Annotated in this window: 15 protein-coding genes and 1 pseudogene; 5 read left to right on the top strand and 11 right to left on the bottom strand. The window is 35.3% G+C overall.

Going from position 1 to position 17003, the window contains the following annotated elements; all coding sequences use genetic code 11:
- Positions 1–117: 117 nt before the first annotated feature.
- From VK90_RS31355 to VK90_RS04685, 3 genes and pseudogenes are all read left to right on the top strand, one after another.
- Positions 118–651: pseudogene (locus VK90_RS31355) on the top strand (methyl-accepting chemotaxis protein); the annotation flags it as partial.
- Positions 652–783: 132 nt separating this feature from the next.
- Complete coding sequence (locus VK90_RS04690; protein WP_002174896.1) at positions 784–1596, top strand: undecaprenyl-diphosphate phosphatase; 813 nt, start codon at positions 784–786, stop codon at positions 1594–1596.
- A 213-nt stretch (positions 1597–1809) separates the two neighbouring features.
- Positions 1810–2097 carry a hypothetical protein gene (locus VK90_RS04685; RefSeq protein ID WP_048370795.1) on the top strand — a complete coding sequence of 96 codons (288 nt, stop codon included), beginning with the start codon at positions 1810–1812 and terminating at the stop codon, positions 2095–2097.
- A 39-nt stretch (positions 2098–2136) separates the two neighbouring features.
- Here VK90_RS04685 and VK90_RS04680 read toward each other — a convergent pair whose 3' ends face one another.
- On the bottom strand, positions 2137–2340 hold the full coding sequence (locus VK90_RS04680) for a hypothetical protein (RefSeq protein ID WP_002174894.1): 204 nt from the start codon (positions 2338–2340) through the stop codon (positions 2137–2139).
- Positions 2341–2511: 171 nt separating this feature from the next.
- On the opposite strand from VK90_RS04680, the gene VK90_RS04675 reads away from it, so the two are divergent.
- Entirely contained in the window at positions 2512–3663 is a 1152-nt protein-coding gene (locus VK90_RS04675; RefSeq protein ID WP_048370793.1) for a VanZ family protein, read from the top strand.
- On the opposite strand, the gene VK90_RS04670 is transcribed toward VK90_RS04675, so the two are convergent.
- The 6 genes from VK90_RS04670 to bdhA form a co-directional block, all read right to left on the bottom strand.
- The gene (locus VK90_RS04670) at positions 3664–4983 is read right to left on the bottom strand and encodes a D-arabinono-1,4-lactone oxidase (RefSeq protein WP_048370792.1); all 1320 of its coding nucleotides are present in this window, start codon (positions 4981–4983) and stop codon (positions 3664–3666) included.
- Positions 4971–6143 (bottom strand): amino acid deaminase/aldolase, encoded by a 1173-nt coding sequence (locus tag VK90_RS04665; protein WP_048370790.1) that lies wholly within the window; start codon positions 6141–6143, stop codon positions 4971–4973. The genes VK90_RS04670 and VK90_RS04665 overlap by 13 nt, the downstream gene beginning before the upstream one ends.
- Before the next feature lie 106 nt (positions 6144–6249).
- Complete coding sequence (gene sph / locus VK90_RS04660; RefSeq protein WP_048370788.1) at positions 6250–7251, bottom strand: sphingomyelinase C; 1002 nt, start codon at positions 7249–7251, stop codon at positions 6250–6252.
- Between the two features lie 77 nt (positions 7252–7328).
- Positions 7329–8180: a phospholipase CerA gene (cerA, locus tag VK90_RS04655; RefSeq protein ID WP_048370787.1), complete on the bottom strand. Its 852-nt coding sequence runs from the start codon at positions 8178–8180 to the stop codon at positions 7329–7331.
- A gap of 264 nt (positions 8181–8444) precedes the next feature.
- Positions 8445–8789 carry a potassium channel family protein gene (locus VK90_RS04650; protein WP_048370784.1) on the bottom strand — a complete coding sequence of 115 codons (345 nt, stop codon included), beginning with the start codon at positions 8787–8789 and terminating at the stop codon, positions 8445–8447.
- Positions 8790–8908: 119 nt separating this feature from the next.
- Entirely contained in the window at positions 8909–9961 is a 1053-nt protein-coding gene (gene bdhA / locus VK90_RS04645) for a (R,R)-butanediol dehydrogenase (protein WP_048370782.1), read from the bottom strand.
- A 225-nt stretch (positions 9962–10186) separates the two neighbouring features.
- Here bdhA and VK90_RS04640 point away from each other — a divergent pair, with 225 nt between their 5' ends.
- Positions 10187–11341: an MFS transporter gene (locus VK90_RS04640; protein WP_048370780.1), complete on the top strand. Its 1155-nt coding sequence runs from the start codon at positions 10187–10189 to the stop codon at positions 11339–11341.
- A 249-nt stretch (positions 11342–11590) separates the two neighbouring features.
- Here the strand turns inward: VK90_RS04640 and inhA2 are convergent, their stop codons facing one another.
- The 4 genes from inhA2 to VK90_RS04620 form a co-directional block, all read right to left on the bottom strand.
- Entirely contained in the window at positions 11591–13990 is a 2400-nt protein-coding gene (inhA2, locus tag VK90_RS04635; protein ID WP_048370778.1) for a M6 family metalloprotease immune inhibitor InhA2, read from the bottom strand.
- 451 nt (positions 13991–14441) lie between these two features.
- Complete coding sequence (fsa, locus tag VK90_RS04630; protein WP_025149827.1) at positions 14442–15089, bottom strand: fructose-6-phosphate aldolase; 648 nt, start codon at positions 15087–15089, stop codon at positions 14442–14444.
- Between the two features lie 38 nt (positions 15090–15127).
- On the bottom strand, positions 15128–16051 hold the full coding sequence (rbsB, locus tag VK90_RS04625) for a ribose ABC transporter substrate-binding protein RbsB (protein WP_048370775.1): 924 nt from the start codon (positions 16049–16051) through the stop codon (positions 15128–15130).
- Between the two features lie 14 nt (positions 16052–16065).
- Positions 16066–17001: an ABC transporter permease subunit gene (locus VK90_RS04620; protein ID WP_048370773.1), complete on the bottom strand. Its 936-nt coding sequence runs from the start codon at positions 16999–17001 to the stop codon at positions 16066–16068.
- Between the last annotated feature and the right edge of the window lie 2 nt (positions 17002–17003).

Below are 17003 nucleotides of genomic sequence, written 5' to 3'. Positions count from 1 at the left end.
TCTATTGAAGAAATTATTGATTGCTCTAATGAGGGAAAAGAATCCGTTCATCGCTTACTCATTGTAATTAATAAATTAGGGGAACAATCTCAACGCACTTCTAATAGTATGAATCATTTAAGCGAACGCTCTAAAGAAATTGAACAAATAGTAGAAGTAATTCAAAACATTGTAGCACAAACAAATTTATTAGCGTTAAATGCAAGTATTGAAGCTGCACGTGCTGGAGAGCATGGGAAAGGATTCGCTGTTGTTGCCAATGAAGTAAGAAAACTAGCAGAAAGCACAGCAGAGAGTACAAAAAATATTGGCAACTTAACGAAAAAAATTCAAGAAGAAATTGAAAAAGCGTACGAAAATACAAAAGATAATTTACATTTAGTTGATGAAGGTGTGGAAATGAGCGCCGATACTAACGCTAGAATTGAAAATATTTTAATGATGATTCAAACATTACAAAGTGGCGCTACAAATGTTATTAAAGCTATCGAGAACCAAAAATCTTGTAATGATGATATATTACGAGAATTTACAAATACACAGCAAATGTTCCAAAAGTTAAATACTACTATTATGAACCACATTCATGATGCGGAAAAAGTCGATGTCCAATTATCGAAAAGTATTCAAGAAATAGTAGTTTCTCAGTAGTGTTAAAAATCTCCTATAACGCAATAGGGGATTTTTATTATATTTCGAATATTATTTTCTTCTCAATATTCGTCCTTTCTTTTGTTATAATAAAACAATTGTTTCTTTCGACTAATAAACAAGGAGGATGTTATGGAACAATTTTATTACATTTTAAAATATTTAATTCTTGGCCTGTTCCAAGGACTAACAGAACCAATTCCGATTTCTTCGAGCGGTCACCTCGTTTTAGCACAACATTTGCTAGGACTAGAAATAGAAGGGTTTAGCTTTGAGCTACTTGTTAATTCAGCTTCATTATTAGCTGTATTACTTATTTATAGAAATGACTTAGTTCGTCTAACAAAAAATGGTCTATCTTATATATTTACAAGAGCAGAAGATGCAAAGTCAGATTTCTTCTTTATTATTTACCTTATTATTGCAACCATTCCTGCAGGCGTAATTGGAGTTTTATTCAAAGATTATATCGATCAGTACTTAAAAGGTGTTAAAATGGTTGGAATTTCTCTCCTCATTACTGCTATCGGTCTTTGGATTATTAGAAACTTGCGTGGACGTAAAAATGATGGCGATCTTTCTATGAAAGATGCAATCATTGTCGGTCTAGCACAAGCTTGCGCACTAATTCCTGGCATAAGCCGATCTGGTGCTACAATCGTAGCAGCAATGTTACTTGGTATGAAGCAAGAAACCGCTCTTCGCTTCTCATTCTTACTATATATTCCTGTTAGCTTAGGTGGTTTATTGCTAAGTATTACAGATATTGCAAAAGATCCAAATTTAGATACATTATTTGTACCTTATCTTGTTGCGTTCATCGCGACATTTATCATGACATATATTTCATTAAAATGGTTTATGAACATTATGGCAAAAGGCAATTTAAAATATTTCTCTTTCTACTGTATTATCGTAGGTGTACTCACTATCATTTTCTTATAAAGTGAAACTTACACTCTTTAAAGCAAGTCATTCTATTAAAATAGGATGACTTGCTTTTTATATTTCAAATTAAAATAAGTTTCATTATTTACTTTGAATTTTCTGAATAGTATAATTTTAATTATCCTCACTACTTTCCCTTACATGTATAAAGAAAATTAAAGCTCTCTCTTCTCTCTTGTTTTTTATTATTATCGAAAAAGAGGTGTTCGTATGTTTATTGTTACTAAACTTATTCATATTAAATATGGCTATGAAAATGAAATATTTCATTCGCTTAGACAGCATTATCCATCGTCTGGCACACAAGGTTTTATTAACATAGAATTTTCGCACATGCATCGTACAGATGCTGGCGCTGAATATATGGTTCGTATGTTATGGAAAACACAACAAGATTATCATGAGTGGCTGCCTCAAAGAAAGAGCGGTGAAACGTGGAAGCACCAAGTGCAAAATTATATCCTTTCTTCAAAATCCAATGCTTCCTATATGAAATAGAAAACCTCTTACTGCCCTCATACAGTAAGAGGTTTCTCCTTATGCATAAACTTTCTTTTCCTGACAATACAAGCGAATAACATGTGTATTTTTTTGAAATAAATCATGTGTTAAGCGAATAATAATAAAGTTTCGTTTTGTATTATCATCATGGACAAAAATCTGTTCCCCCTCCTGAAAACGCCATGCGCTTTCAAAAGTCGTAATATGATCCCCACTTATAGAAAAAAGCTCATATTGCATATCATGTACCCTCTCTCGATTTATATTATCATAATATACTTATATTAAAGTTATTATAACTTAATATGAGTTTAATTTGTAATTTTTTCTATTTCAAACTATTTTAACTTTGTTACAAACTCCTTTTAGCGCTATAATGATAGACGGATTTTAATTGAAAGGAGTTTCATTTTGACGACATATTTATTCCCAATCAAAACAGCATTTATTTTATTCCCTATTTTAGCAATGTTTCTCTTAATCCCCTTTTTAATATTTAATTATCGAAAATACGGTTACTTAAATAAATGGCGCTCATTTATTTTATACTCTTTATTACTCTATTTATTAAATACCTATTTTCTTGTTATTCTGCCATTACCACAAACGTATGATACTTGTAGCCTACAACCGGCCAATACACAACATATACAGCTCTCACCATTTTATTTCGTACAAGAGATTCGTAATCATACATCGGCAATTTTAACGAAACCAACTACTTATTTCTATTTATTAAAAGAATCTGCATTCTTACAAGTAGCTTTTAATGTTCTACTAACCGTTCCATTCGGTATTTACTTACGTTATTATTTCCGACGTAGTTTCCTACAGACAATTTGCATCTCTTTTTGTCTTTCACTATTTTTTGAAATAACACAAGTAACTGGATTATACGGTATATATAATTGTGCATATCGCTTATTCGATATCGACGACCTGTTTTTAAACACATTAGGAGGAGTAATTGGTTTTATTATTGCACCAATATTTACTTACTTCCTTCCGAAAGCAAGCGAATTAGATAGTCATATTAATCTAGAAACGAAACCAGTCGGATTCGTTCGTCGTCTCATCGCTATGCAAATTGATTGGATTTTCTTATCTATCGTTGTACCTGTCATTAAAAACAAAGGAAACTCTCTCTTTATTTCTAGTATTCAATCTTATACCAATGTATATGAACTCATTTTCATTACATGTTCGATCTTTATTTACTTTATTATCATTCCATACTTTACGAACGGAAAAACGATTGGAAAAGCTTTGCTTCGTATTTACATTAAAGGAAAAACGGAGCGTATTACAATGAAAGAACTATTCATTCGTTACGGTATATTCTACTTTGTTTTAGGTGGGATTAATTATGTTCTTTCTAGCAGTTCTATTTTAAACCGTACAGAACCTTTAATATTAATGGTTATATTACTATTCTTATTCGTAATTAACGGTCTATTTATTATTCATGTTTTATTGCATGTATTTAGCCGTGATAAATTACTATTTTACGAGCGTATTAGTCATACAAGAAATGCAATTACACTTAAAAAAGCTGACAAATAATTATTTGTCAGCTTTTTTCATAATCGTAAATAACTTTTCTGCATAAGGATTAAAAAACATTCCCGTTTCGTCTAGTAACTTCCTCACCTTTAAAAACGAATGAAATTCTGGGTATATATACTGTAATTGTTCATACGTTAATGTATGCATTTTCCCCCAATGTGGGCGCCCTTCATACTTTCGAAAGATTTGCTCCACCTCACCAAAATAAGCGGCATACTTCATGCCTTTATACATATGAACAGCAATATATGCTGAATCCCTTCCGTACGCCGGACTGAGCCATATATCATCACCATGCACATAGCGACATTCAATTGGAAAATGCACTTTATACTTTTTCTTTTCAATAAGATTTGAAATCTCTTCGACAGCAGCCCTCATATACTTTGAAGGGACACTATACTCCATTTCATAAAAAGGAACTGTACGCGATGTAGCAAACACTTCATAGCTTGGTCCAATTATTTTTGTATTAGGTACAGCCTTGGCTGATAATTGACTTACTCCTTTACTAATAGAAGGAAACCACTTACACCCTTTAGATAATAAAGAAAAGATCCTATTCTCAAGTAGTTCCACCTTGAGTTTATGCCACTTCAAATCGGTTCCTTTACTCGTTGTTTCATTTGTAAGTTTCACTTGAACTTCATCTGAATAAGGAAAAACGAAAAATTCAAAATGACGATTTCGTTTATATTCTTCCAGTTTATCCATTACTACAGAAAAAGACTGTTTTTCACTTTTGTAAACAAGTGAGTACGCTGGAATAACTTTCAGTTTAACCTTCACAATGATACCGAGCATTCCAAGTGATAACTGGAACGCTTTCCAATATTCATAGTTCTCTCCTTCAGAGCAAACAATACTCTCACCTGTAGACAAAACTGCTGTAATTTCTATCACTTGTGTTGATAAACTTCCAAATGTAGCACCGGTCCCATGAGTTCCTGTACTAATTGCCCCTGCAATAGATTGCGAATCAATGTCCCCTAAGTTCTCTTGCCCATAACCTTTCTCCTCAAGTAATTTTCCTAAATCATGTAGTTTTGTTCCCGCCCACACTTCTACTGTCATCTTCTCTGAATCCACATTCGTAATCCCACTCAATTCATCTAAAGAAATTAAAATTTCTTCTGTTTGAACGAGGGGTGTAAAAGAATGTCCTGAACCAACAACCCGGATTTTCTTCCCCTTTTCTTGTGCAAGTCTCACCACTTCTACTACATCTTGTATACTTTCAGGATACATCGTATACAGCGGAGTTCCTTCTATATTACCTGTCCAATTTTTCCATTTTTGTCCCTTTACAGAAAGCATTGGTTATCCCCCCGATATGTTGAATACTCTCCAACAATTTCCCCTTGTTTAATACGATACAAAACAGGAAAGCGCTCACATAATTCCCCAGCCTTACTATGACGAAGCAATATAGTATCTCCTATATACAATTGTTCCTCACCGTTGTAATAAACCGGCGTTTGCACTTCGCCAGCGCCTTCTAACGCTAATAACTTTGCACCATCTGGTTTCCAAACCTCAGGCTCTTTATCCTTACCAACTGCACCTGAAGCAATATACCCTCCACCTAGGCAAGTATAAATATACCGGTCAGGTTTACGTACAACTTGTAAAGCAAATCCAACGGCTGGCTGAAATTTTACTTCTTTATAATAATCAAACAGTTTGGGCGAATAAAAAGCAGAGCCTACAGTAATCTCCGTAACTGAGTGATCTTGCTCGGTTGATTTTATACTTCCGGTTCCTCCTCCATTTACAAACCTTAGTTCAACACCAAGATTTTGTATTTCTTTTACGATATTCCCTCTTCTTTTATTAATTTCTAGTACTGATTTCCTCTTTAAATACGAAATAAGTTTATTTTGAAGCCATTGTTTTGGCATATCATCTCCAACCCCAGCGATTTGAGCTTCATAGCCCATTACACCATCTAAGATTAAATATGGTGATGCCTTCACCTTTTCTACTATTTTTAAAGCATTCTGGACATCTTTTACCGGAGATCTTCTTACACCAAAATGAAATCGAAAAAAACGACTACTCATATCAATATCTAAACAAACTCGAAAACACCCACTAGACTTCTCAGCAATTTTTTCTAAATAAACAATATGCTCTTCGCAATCCACCATACAAGTAATAATAAAACCTTGCTTTGTAAGTAGACTTATTTCATATAAAGCTCTTTCATTATAAGCAGGATACCCTAGCAACAAATCATTAAATCCTTGTTCAATTAAAAATAAAGCTTCTCTAGGTGAAAAGCACATAATACCTTGAAAACAATCATTTGTAGCTAAAATCTTTTTCATAATTGAAACAGAACGTAATGATTTACTCGCTATACGAATCTTTTTATGACCACTTAACTTAATAATAGATTGAATATTTCTCTCTAAAGCCACTTCATCTAAAAATGCACACGGTAATGGAAGCTCTTTAAAAATACTTCTATCCACATCTTTCTCTCCTCTTCTATATATGTCTTATACATATTGGAAAGAAAGATTGATTTTCCTGTTTTCAAATAAAAAAAGTTTCTTCTTCACGAAGAAACTTTTTTGACTACTTCATAGAAATAGTCGCCTCTACTGGATAATGATCAGAGTAATCATTATACGTATATTTTTGGAACCATGATGTAACAGACCATTCTGGAGACTTTGGCTGCAACACTTTATTTTCTATACGTACTGGATTTGCATGGTCTTTACTAGAAACAATGTAATCTAAATATTCTGCTGGAGCATCTGGGAAATTATACTTTGCAATACTATTTGTCGTTGCATCCCAAGTTGCTGTATGTCCTGCATAAGATGGTACAGACGCATTTAATGTTTTAAACATAGATGCATACTCTGAATTGCTATTATTCTCAGCATTTATTTTATTCACATTCATATCGCCACCAATTAACACATACTCATTATTCGGTATATTTTTATTCTTAATAAACTCTTGAACTTCTTGTAGCTGTTTTGTACGTACAGATGCTGGCGAAGTTTTTCCACACATACTATCTTCAGCTTGTAAATGCGTCCCAATTACATGAACGAAACGATCATTTTTCTTAACTTTTGTGTATACGAATCCTTTATTTGATAAGTTATCTGGCCCGCATCCTTTTTCAAATACATATTGAATCTTTTCAACGATCGGCCATTTACTTACAATAGCTACACCGCCATCTTCAGGGGTCGAAGATGAATAGTTTCCTAACGTTTTATCCCATTCGTTTCCATTACTACGACCTAATACCGCTGTTTGGTTTGGATATTCTTTCTTTAAATTCCCTAACAAACGATCTGAAGCGCTATTATCAAATACTTCATTTAATATAACAACATCTTGATTTTTCATATAATCCGCTGCCCCAATTAAATCAGCACGCTGGCTTTGTCCCCAGTTCGGATATAAATTCGTTGATAACATGTATACATTATGAGTCATCACTTTTAATGTATCATTTTGATTTGTAGACATTTCCGCTTGAGCAGAAGATCCGCTATATAAAGCTCCTAGGCCAATCCCAAAGCTAAGTACACCTTTTAGCAACTTACTTTTCACGTTTCATAACCTCCATGTACTGTATATTGATAAAAAGGCCAAATACTCTATTCGGAGATTTGACCTTTTTCAAATACTTAACTATTTACATACGTATCAAACCAAAGCTGAATATATCCAGCAGTTACACGTTGTGCATCCATTAAGCGCTTACCTGTCGTTGGTGTAACTTCAGCGCGCCATTTATCTGCATAGTCTTGTGATACAGCTGCTTTCACGAACCAATCTTTCGTATTATCATTTACAATACCAGAGTAATCTTGTTTCGCTACTACTGCCGCTCCATGGATCCAATCTTCAGGGTTAGTACCTTTCCAGTTCCAATATCCATTTCCATCCGTTACTTTATAATTATCTTTTATCGTATCTACAAAGTTTTCATATTTAGAATGGAATCCTTGTGGATACGAAAGATTTGTAAAGTTTGCCGCGTGCATCGGTTGATTTACATCTCCTAAATAATGAAGAGACAATCCTAAATAGAAGAATGCTTGTTTCATATCTTTATTTTTGTATGAATCACCAGCTAGTTTAAAATATTTAGCTCCTGTTTCCTTTGCCTGTTTTGCAAATGGAATATACGTTTTCCCATTGTCAGGATCATAGAAGTGTGAAGCAAATGTACTATTATCATAATAAGGATTTTCATAGTCAGCAGCATAAATACCGTTCTCTAACTCCGTACGCCATTCATTTAATAGTGCAACTTGATCTTGTTTTACGAGTGTTGTATTACGAGACATAATATCAATTGCACGGTTTACAATCCATAAATGAGAATTTACACCTTCTTTATGTTTATCTTCAGCAGACCAGCGCGGAACAACTCCAACTCTTTGTCCTCCATCGTTTTCATGAGCAAATGCCACGCTTTGTAATGGCGCTACTAACGTAATAGCTGCTGCTAAAGCAAGAACTTTCTTTTTCATCTGAAATCCTCCATTTTATAATTGAATTATTGTAAGTATTTTGTTAGGATCCTATGATGTCTTCCGGTTAACCTATGACTAGAATATCCCACCTTTCACTAAAATTCTATTAATAAATTAAAATATGCAAATCTTCATATCATTATAACTTTATACATAGTGAATATAATGATTGAATGCACTTACATTGTAATAAAGTATTGTTAAGCTACTGCAAATACACATATAAACTATTGTAAAAAAAGAGTAAAGCAATTACATGCTTTACTCTTTTTTTCTATTCGATAATATACTTGGCAATTGTACATTAACTGCCAATTTATGAATAAATCCAAACACTAATCCAATCCCGATAAATATGTATATTATCGTAAATACCTTCCCAAAATCAGTTTGAGGACTAAAATTCCCATCACCGACAGTAGTCAACGTCACGACACTAAAATATAAAGCATCAAGAGGACGTAATCCTTCAACTGTGCTATAAAAGATCGTACCAGATATTAAGGTCAAGATTGTTAATACGAATAAAACTTGAAATTCTTTATCTTTCCACGCTCGTAAACAGGCTCTTAGCATCCGCTTCAATGTTAACACAAATGAAAGCATTAGACTCCCCCTTCCAAACAAGAATACCTTTAGTTAAAGGAAAGTCTATCACCTTTCAGTGTATAAAAAAAGTAGCCCTCTTCTATTTCTAGAAAAGGGCTACTTTTTTCGATTCTCTATTATTTAGGTGAAACAAGAATTTTCACTTGTGTTTTATCTTTTACAAGCGCTTCAAATCCTTCTTCAACAACTTGATCCACTGTAATTTTTTTCGTAATTAATTTCTCTGCTTGAATTTGACCAGAGCTAATTAATTTAATAACAGCCGGGAAAATATGACGGTATCCAAGAATACCGATAACTTCTTTTTCTTTTAATACAAGGTTATTCGGAGTAATTGTTGCATCTTTTTCCCACACACTAACAATTACAGTTTGTCCTTCGAAGCTTGTACTTTCAATTGCTTGACGTAGTACAACCTCAACGCCTGTTACTTCAAAGCTAACATTAACACCTAAACCATTTGTTAAGTTACGAATTTCTGCTAGTACATCTTGAGTTGCTGGGTTTAATACGTAATCAGCACCTGCTAATTTAGCTAGCTCTTGACGTTCTTTAGAAAGTTCCACTGCGATAACAGGAGTTGCCCCTGCTGCTTTTGCTGCTTGGATGACAAGAAGCCCGATTGGACCACAACCAAATACCGCTACAGCTTCTCCCTCTTTTAATTTACTTTGACGTACTGCATGAACTGCTACTGCTGCTGGTTCTACAAGCGCACCTTGTTCATACGTCATTTCATCTGGAATATGATGAACCATATCTTCTGGTACTACTGTATATTCAGAGAAACCACCGCCGTCTCCACCAAGACCGTGGAAAACAAGTTGTTCACAAACATTGTAATGTCCATGTTTACAAGCTTCACATTTACCACAAGAATAAATTGGTTCTACAACAACGCGGTCTCCCACTTTATGAGATGTAACTCCTTCACCAATTTCTACTACCTCACCGCTAAACTCATGACCTAAAATAACCGGTGCTTTCACATGTGTTAATGGATGTTCTTCTGTTGGAATAAAAATAGGTCCTGCTAAATATTCATGCAAGTCTGTTCCACAAATACCACACCATTTAACTTTAATCTTAACTGCTCCTGGTCTTATAGTTGGTTCTGGTACTTCTTCTACTCGTACATCACGTTGATTATGCCAAAGTAATGCTTTCATTTTATACATCCCTCTCTATGTATATACTTAACCTGGTGAAGTTTACAAATCTATTATAATACTCCTATCCATATATTTCAAAAAAACAATCTCATTTCCACTAATTTTTAACAAATAACGTTCAATATTTTGTCACTTTGTACTTTTTTCCACATCTGTTAATTCAATTTCATTGCAGTTGAAATTAGCATTATGCCATAATAGCATAGGAGAGGTGAATATCGCTTGAAATATTTTATTTACTTTATTGTTATCGTAGCGTTTTTAGATACATTTTCACAATTACCTATTATGAGTACTTTCGCTCAAAGTCTTGGAGGAACCCCTCTTATTATCGGGCTAGTTGTCGGTATGTACTCATTCGCTAATATGATTGGTAATATTATTGCTGGAGCTGCCGTCGATAAATTTGGTGCAAAAAAAATACTTTATATAAGCATGGGATTTACGAGTTTCATAGTCTTGTTATACACCGTTGTTCAAAGTGGTGAACAACTATTAGTTATGCGCTTTATGCACGGTTTTAGTGACGGATTTTTAATCCCTGCCGCATTTACATTTTTATCAAAACAAACGAATTCAGCACGACAAGGAAAAGCTATGGCTCTGTCTGGTGCTGCTGTTGGAACAGCGGCAATCGTAGGACCTGCTTTCAGTGGCATTATGAAAGCAACTGCTGGCATAGAATGGGTTTTCATTACCATTTCTATTTTAATGGCCCTTGGTACAATCGTATCTCTATTCTTCTTACCAAATAACGTATCAAGAAAAGATACATCAAGAACTCAAATGATGAACAAAGAAGATATGATTGAACTATTGAAATCAGAACCATTATTACAAGCATATATTGGTGCTTTCACACTAATGTTTTCACAAGGAATTGTCACGTATATGCTACCAGTAAAAGTTGAGGCATTAGCACTTAAAGCGTCTACAACAGGCATGATGTTAAGTGTATTCGGAATTACCGCTATCCTCTTCTTCTTACTTCCAACAAATCGGATTTACGATCGATTCAATCGTTCAAAACTAATGTTAATGGGGATTACAGTAATGGCATTAGCATTATCTTTACTCGGATTATTTACAACAAAAGGCATGCTCTTTATCGTTATGATGATCTATGGAACTGGATTCGCTATCCTCTTCCCATCGATTAATGCTTTACTTGTTGAAAATACGACAGATAGTAATCGAGGAAAAGCATTCGGATTGTTTTATGCATTCTTCTCGTTAGGTGTTGTTGCTGGCTCATTTACAGTCGGAGCCATCGGCGCATCCCCTAGTGCAAGCTTCGTTATCGGGACGGCATTCTTATTAACATTTGCCGGAATGATTTATGTAAGAAGCAAAGTAAAAAAGACAATGATGGGATAACTCCATCATTGTCTTTTTTTTAAATGCATATTGATATAACCCGTAATATAACGGAAGAGTTGGGATAATGCCAATTAATTTAAATACAAAAGGCAACGATACTTCGACAATTTCCTCGGAAATATTTCCTTTCCCCACATAATTTGATACACTACACATGGATAAACAGTTGTATTACATAAGCTAAAATAATAACTTAATGTATAAATAAAAGCACACTCTTCATATGAAGAGTGTGCTTTTATTTTATTAACGTCTAATCCAAACAGCCCCTGCCGATTTATCCTCTGCTTGTCCAACAACTTGGAATTTAAGTCCAAGGTTTGGAACTTTGCGTCCTGCATCAGCAATTTGTTTGTTACTATACACTTTAGAATCATCAAAAGTTGTAACACCTTGTAACCCAGCATAATTAAACTGCCCGCGTGTTAATGAATTCACATTCCATGCCGGCGTTTGATCAAATGAAAATGCAGCGTCTGCAATTTGCATTCCAGTATTACCGTACGCTGGTTTCCCGTTTAAATTACCAACAAGCGCTTCCGGATGAGAGTCCACAACACCAAGGAACCCTTCACCTGGATGTACCCCAACCCAGTTATCTTTGAAACTATCATCTGCATACCAAACGACAAGACCTGTATTATACACCGGACCTCTTCCCGCTTTTAATCCATTATCTGATCCGGCATAGTTTCTCCACTCTAAATAATAATAATGTGGCTTCTGTTCTGTCCCATCAGAAACAACGAATCCATTTAACTTCATTTTAGACTGTCCTTCTACATCATCTGAAAATACTACTTGTCCATCAACTGTTACATTTACATTATCCATTGCGAAACCTTTATATGTTAAAGCTGGATCTGTAATATAATCGAATTGTAGTTTAACTTTCTTCCCTTTAAATTGACTTAAATCGTATGATTTATCAATCCATTTTCCATCTGTTGTATCTTTATCTTCTTTGACTACCTTTTCTCCCAATCTATCAATTAATGTTTTCGTTCCATCTTCAGTTACAGCATGCACTTCGATGAAATCACACTCTGCTTCTAGTTCATAATTTGCTTTATAATCAAATTTTGCATTTGTTCCTTTTGTTAAATCGAAGAACGGTGTTTCTAATGTCGTATGAATATCATCGCCTCTCGTACTATAGTATGCATACTTTCCAAATCCAGGTTTAATTGTTTCAATACTCTTACCTGGTAAATTGACACGTACGACACCTGGAAGATTTGATTTTGTAACACTTTGATCAATATATGTAGGAACTCCTACACCACTCTTAATTTTATCGTAATCTACTTCTAAAATTTTTGCCCAGTTTCCACCCATATTCTTTTGTAAGAAGTCTTTATTTTGTGGTGAAAAACTAGTTGGCTCTGTTCCAGCGATTTTCCCTGCCCAACTACCTCCACTCATTAACGACCAAGCTTCAACAGGTGATCCAGCTCCCGTATACTTCGTATCATACTCATCTGGTAAACCAAGGTCATGTCCGAATTCATGTGCAAACACACCTACTGCACCATCTTCTGGTTCGATTGTGTAATCATGAGCCGCTACTTTTCCACCCCAATAAGGTACTTTAGATGTTGTTCCTTCAATCGCTACTGGATCTCTTGCTAATTTTGAACGATGTGACCAAATTGCATCATCTCCTAATTTACCACCGCCAGCTTCTTGACCAACACCAGCATGAATTACCATTAAATGATCAATTACACCGTCCGGTTCATTAAGATTGCCATCGCCATTTGTATCATAACGGTCGAACTGATCAAATTGTGATAAATCTAATCCTTTATCCGCTGCAGCTTTTAATGCTTCTTTCACTAAATCACGCGCACCTTTTGGTCCTTTATTATCGTGACCACTACTACCATCAGCACCGTAATCAGCAGCTTTACCTGGAACAGTTAACCACTCTGTTACATATCCATCTGTCGTATAACTACCACCAGACTGTTCTTCATAATATTGCTTAAATGTTTTTACTTTCGAACCATCAAATAATGTGTAAGGCTCATTACCAAATAACATTTTTTGATAATGTTCTCTACTAAAATCTTTCGAATACATATAACCCGGCGTTTGCTCAATATTATTATGTTTATAATCACTAAACTCAACGAGTAACACTAGCACTTTATCCGTACGAACAGGTCCATTATATGGGGCTTGTTTCGCCTTAGAAGTTGGGACTTTCCCATCTAATTGTTTTTTATTTGGCTCTGGCTTTTGCTCTGGGCTAACATTTTTTTCAGCTTTCTTTACCTTTTCCTTTTCTTCCATCTTTTTCTCTTTTACCTTTTTTACGAAATCAGATGCTTCTTTGGCAGCATCATCTGGAAGAATTTCTTTATTTGCCTGATCCCCTTGTTTCTTTTCAATATATTGCTCTACAGCTTTTTTCGTCTCTTCTTTTGATGATGCTGGATTAATTGCTCCTCTTTCTTTCAACGCTTCCGCTAAACGATCTTCTTGAATTAAATTATGATCAATTGGCGTCGTAGACACATTTTCTTTTGCTTTCACTGGCGTTTCTGCGTATGCTAGCGGAGCATTCATTACAGCTGTGCATCCGATGATTGTCGCAATTGCTAATGACGACAATACTTTAAATGGTGCTTTTCTTCTCATTTTAACCATCCCCTTATATAAATCTTAAAATTCAGATAAAAATACGTAATCTATCCTCCCTTGTATATAAAAAGGCATAATTCTATAAACGTTAAACCTTCTGTTATAGAATCATGCCCTCCAGTTTTCTGGTCAGACCCTCTATCCCTTTATCCCGCTATTTGCGGGCAGTAAGACTCCCACCTCAAAATTCGGCGAATGCGAGGAAGTTAGGTGGGAGATAACTGCCCGTAAAAGCCCGATTGGTGAGGGCTGATAATCAGTGGGGGATGGACAAAACCCCCACTGATTAAAGTTTCACTTTATATCGAAATATGAAAAATAAAGAGTGATTTGTATATATTAAATAGCCTATATTAAAAATTTGAAAGATAATATGCAAAATTGCATGAAAATTCTTTTAAATAAAAAAAGAACCCAAGTTATTTAAACTTGGGTTCTCCATTTCTTATTATTGCCCTTGTGTTTTCTCCCAATCAGCTAAGAATTTCTCAATTCCTTGATCTGTTAATGGGTGCTTCACTAATGAAGCAATTACGTTTGCTGGGATTGTTGCAATATGTGCACCATTTAATGCTGCGTCAGTTACGTGAACGCTGTGACGTACAGATGCTGCAATGATTTCTGTTTCAATACCATGAATTGCAAAGATTTCTGCGATTTGGCGAATTAAGTCCATACCGTTATGACCGATATCATCTAAACGACCTAAGAACGGTGAAACGTATGTCGCACCAGCACGAGCTGCAAGTAATGCTTGAACTGCTGAGAATACTAATGTAACGTTTGTACGAATTCCTAAATCAGAGAATGCTTTTACTGCTTTTAAACCTTCTGTTGTCATTGGAACTTTTACAACAACGTTTGGAGCAATTTTAGCTAATTCTTTTCCTTCTTCGATCATTTTATCAGCTTCTAAGCTAATTACTTCTGCACTTACAGGACCTTCTATAAAGCTGCAAATTTCACGAATACGCTCATGGAAATCTACGCCCTCTTTTGCTACAAGTGATGGGTTTGTCGTTACTCCAGCTACTACGCCTAATGCATTTGCCTCTTTAATTTCGTTAACGTTTGCTGTATCAATAAAGAATTTCATTTGTTATTCTTCCTTCCTAATTTTCATTTTATATTTATTTATTTTTTCTTAATAAGCTCTAATTCAATCGGAATAAATTTGTCCACTTTTTTCCCTTGTGTTATCTCTTTTGCTGTTTCCATCGCCTTCTCTCCGATTAATTCCGGTTTTTGAGCGACTGTTGCTGCCATGCGTCCATCTTTAACCGCTTTCACAGCATCGTCTGTTGCATCAAATCCAACAACGACTACATCCGTTTTACCAGCAGATTTTAATGCCTCAAGTGCACCTAATGCCATCTCATCGTTATGAGCAAATACTGCTTTTATATCGCTATTTGCTTGCAAAATATTTTCCATAACAGATAATCCTTTTGCACGATCGAAATCAGCTGCTTGTTTTGCTACTACTTTTAAAGACTTATCAGCCACGTTATGGAATCCTTTCCCACGCTCACGAGCAGCAGACGATCCAGGGATTCCTTCTAACTCAGCTACATTTGCTCCTTCACCAACTAATTCCCGAATGTAATCACTAGCCATTTGACCACCTTCTATATTGTTGGAAGCAATGTGAGAAACAACTTTACCTGAATTTGCAACTCGGTCTACTGTAATAACAGGAACATTCGCTGCATTGGCTGCACTTACCGCTGAAGCAACGGCATCTGAATCAGTTGGGTTAATAACAACTACATCGACACCTTTTTGAATTAAATCTTCAACATCGTTTGTTTGCTTCGCTGCATCATTTTGTGCATCAACAGCGATTAATTCAATGCCGCTATCTTTCGCTTTCTTTTCTGCACCTTTTTTCAACGTGACGAAAAATGGATTATTTAAAGTTGAAACAGAAAGTCCAACTTTAATAGTTTTATTTCGACCTTTATCGCTAGAATCCTTTGCCCATTCTGGTGGTTCCATTGAACAACCAGCAGTAACTACCATGATGCATGCAACGAGTATCAGTAACCATTTTTTCATGAATTGCCCCTCCATTACGCTTCTTTTCGACGATCAATTAGTACAGCTAGTAAGATTACAAGTCCTTTTACAACTTGTTGGAAGAAAGAAGATACACCTAATAAATTTAAACCGTTATTTAGTACACCAATAATAAGTACACCGATGAATGTACCAACAATCCATCCTCTTCCACCTGAAAGACTCGTTCCTCCTAACACAACTGCTGCAATTGCATCTAATTCGTAAGAAGTACCAGCAGTCGGCTGTGCAGAATCTAGTCTTGATGTTAAGACAATACCTGCAAGCGCTGCCAAAATTCCGGAAAGACCGTAAATCATTACTTTAATTCTCGTAACATTAATACCTGATAAAGCTGCCGCTTCTTCATTTCCACCAATCGCAAACGTACGGCGACCAAACGTTGTTTTCTTTAAAATAAAGTACAGTACTGCAAAAGCGATCATCATTGTAACGGCTGGCACAGGAATACCAAGGAAATAACCACGGCCAAACATTTGGAACATTAAATGATCACCAAGCCCAGTGATCGGACGTCCGTCCATGTAAACAAGCGTCAACCCGCGAAAAATGGTCATTGTTGCTAAAGTTGCAATAAAAGGAGCTACTTTTCCCTTCGCAATAATAATACCGTTTACAATCCCCATTACAAGACCTGCTAATAATCCAACTGCCATTGCAAGTAACGGATCCATGCCACTTGCCATCATTCCGGCAACAAGTGCACTTGATAATGCTAAAATAGAACCTACCGATAAGTCAATACCCCCTGTTAAAATAACGAAGGTCATTCCAAATGCAATGAGTGCATTAATCGATACTTGGCGCAGTATATTAAATAAATTTGGAATTTCAATAAATGCTGGATTTAAAGCTGTAATTACTACGATAATCAACACTAAACCGATTAAAGAACCGAGTTGTTGTAATACATTCCCCTTCTTAGCCATAT

Source organism: Bacillus sp. LK2 (genome assembly GCF_001043575.1).
GTDB lineage: Bacteria > Bacillota > Bacilli > Bacillales > Bacillaceae_G > Bacillus_A > Bacillus_A paramycoides.
This window is presented reverse-complemented; position numbering and strand designations above follow the sequence as displayed.

What these genes read in the sequence shown, in the direction of transcription:
- VK90_RS04685 (WP_048370795.1), top strand. Translation starts at nt 1,810, where the DNA reads ATGTTTATTGTTACTAAACTTATTCATATTAAATATGGCTATGAAAAT.
- VK90_RS04680 (WP_002174894.1), bottom strand. Translation starts at nt 2,340, where the DNA reads ATGCAATATGAGCTTTTTTCTATAAGTGGGGATCATATTACGACTTTT.
- bdhA (WP_048370782.1), bottom strand. Translation starts at nt 9,961, where the DNA reads ATGAAAGCATTACTTTGGCATAATCAACGTGATGTACGAGTAGAAGAA.
- inhA2 (WP_048370778.1), bottom strand. Translation starts at nt 13,990, where the DNA reads ATGAGAAGAAAAGCACCATTTAAAGTATTGTCGTCATTAGCAATTGCG.
- VK90_RS04670 (WP_048370792.1), bottom strand. Translation starts at nt 4,983, where the DNA reads ATGCTTTCTGTAAAGGGACAAAAATGGAAAAATTGGACAGGTAATATA.
- VK90_RS04650 (WP_048370784.1), bottom strand. Translation starts at nt 8,789, where the DNA reads ATGCTTTCATTTGTGTTAACATTGAAGCGGATGCTAAGAGCCTGTTTA.
- rbsB (WP_048370775.1), bottom strand. Translation starts at nt 16,051, where the DNA reads ATGAAAAAATGGTTACTGATACTCGTTGCATGCATCATGGTAGTTACT.
- VK90_RS04620 (WP_048370773.1), bottom strand. Translation starts at nt 17,001, where the DNA reads ATGGCTAAGAAGGGGAATGTATTACAACAACTCGGTTCTTTAATCGGT.
- cerA (WP_048370787.1), bottom strand. Translation starts at nt 8,180, where the DNA reads ATGAAAAAGAAAGTTCTTGCTTTAGCAGCAGCTATTACGTTAGTAGCG.
- fsa (WP_025149827.1), bottom strand. Translation starts at nt 15,089, where the DNA reads ATGAAATTCTTTATTGATACAGCAAACGTTAACGAAATTAAAGAGGCA.
- VK90_RS04690 (WP_002174896.1), top strand. Translation starts at nt 784, where the DNA reads ATGGAACAATTTTATTACATTTTAAAATATTTAATTCTTGGCCTGTTC.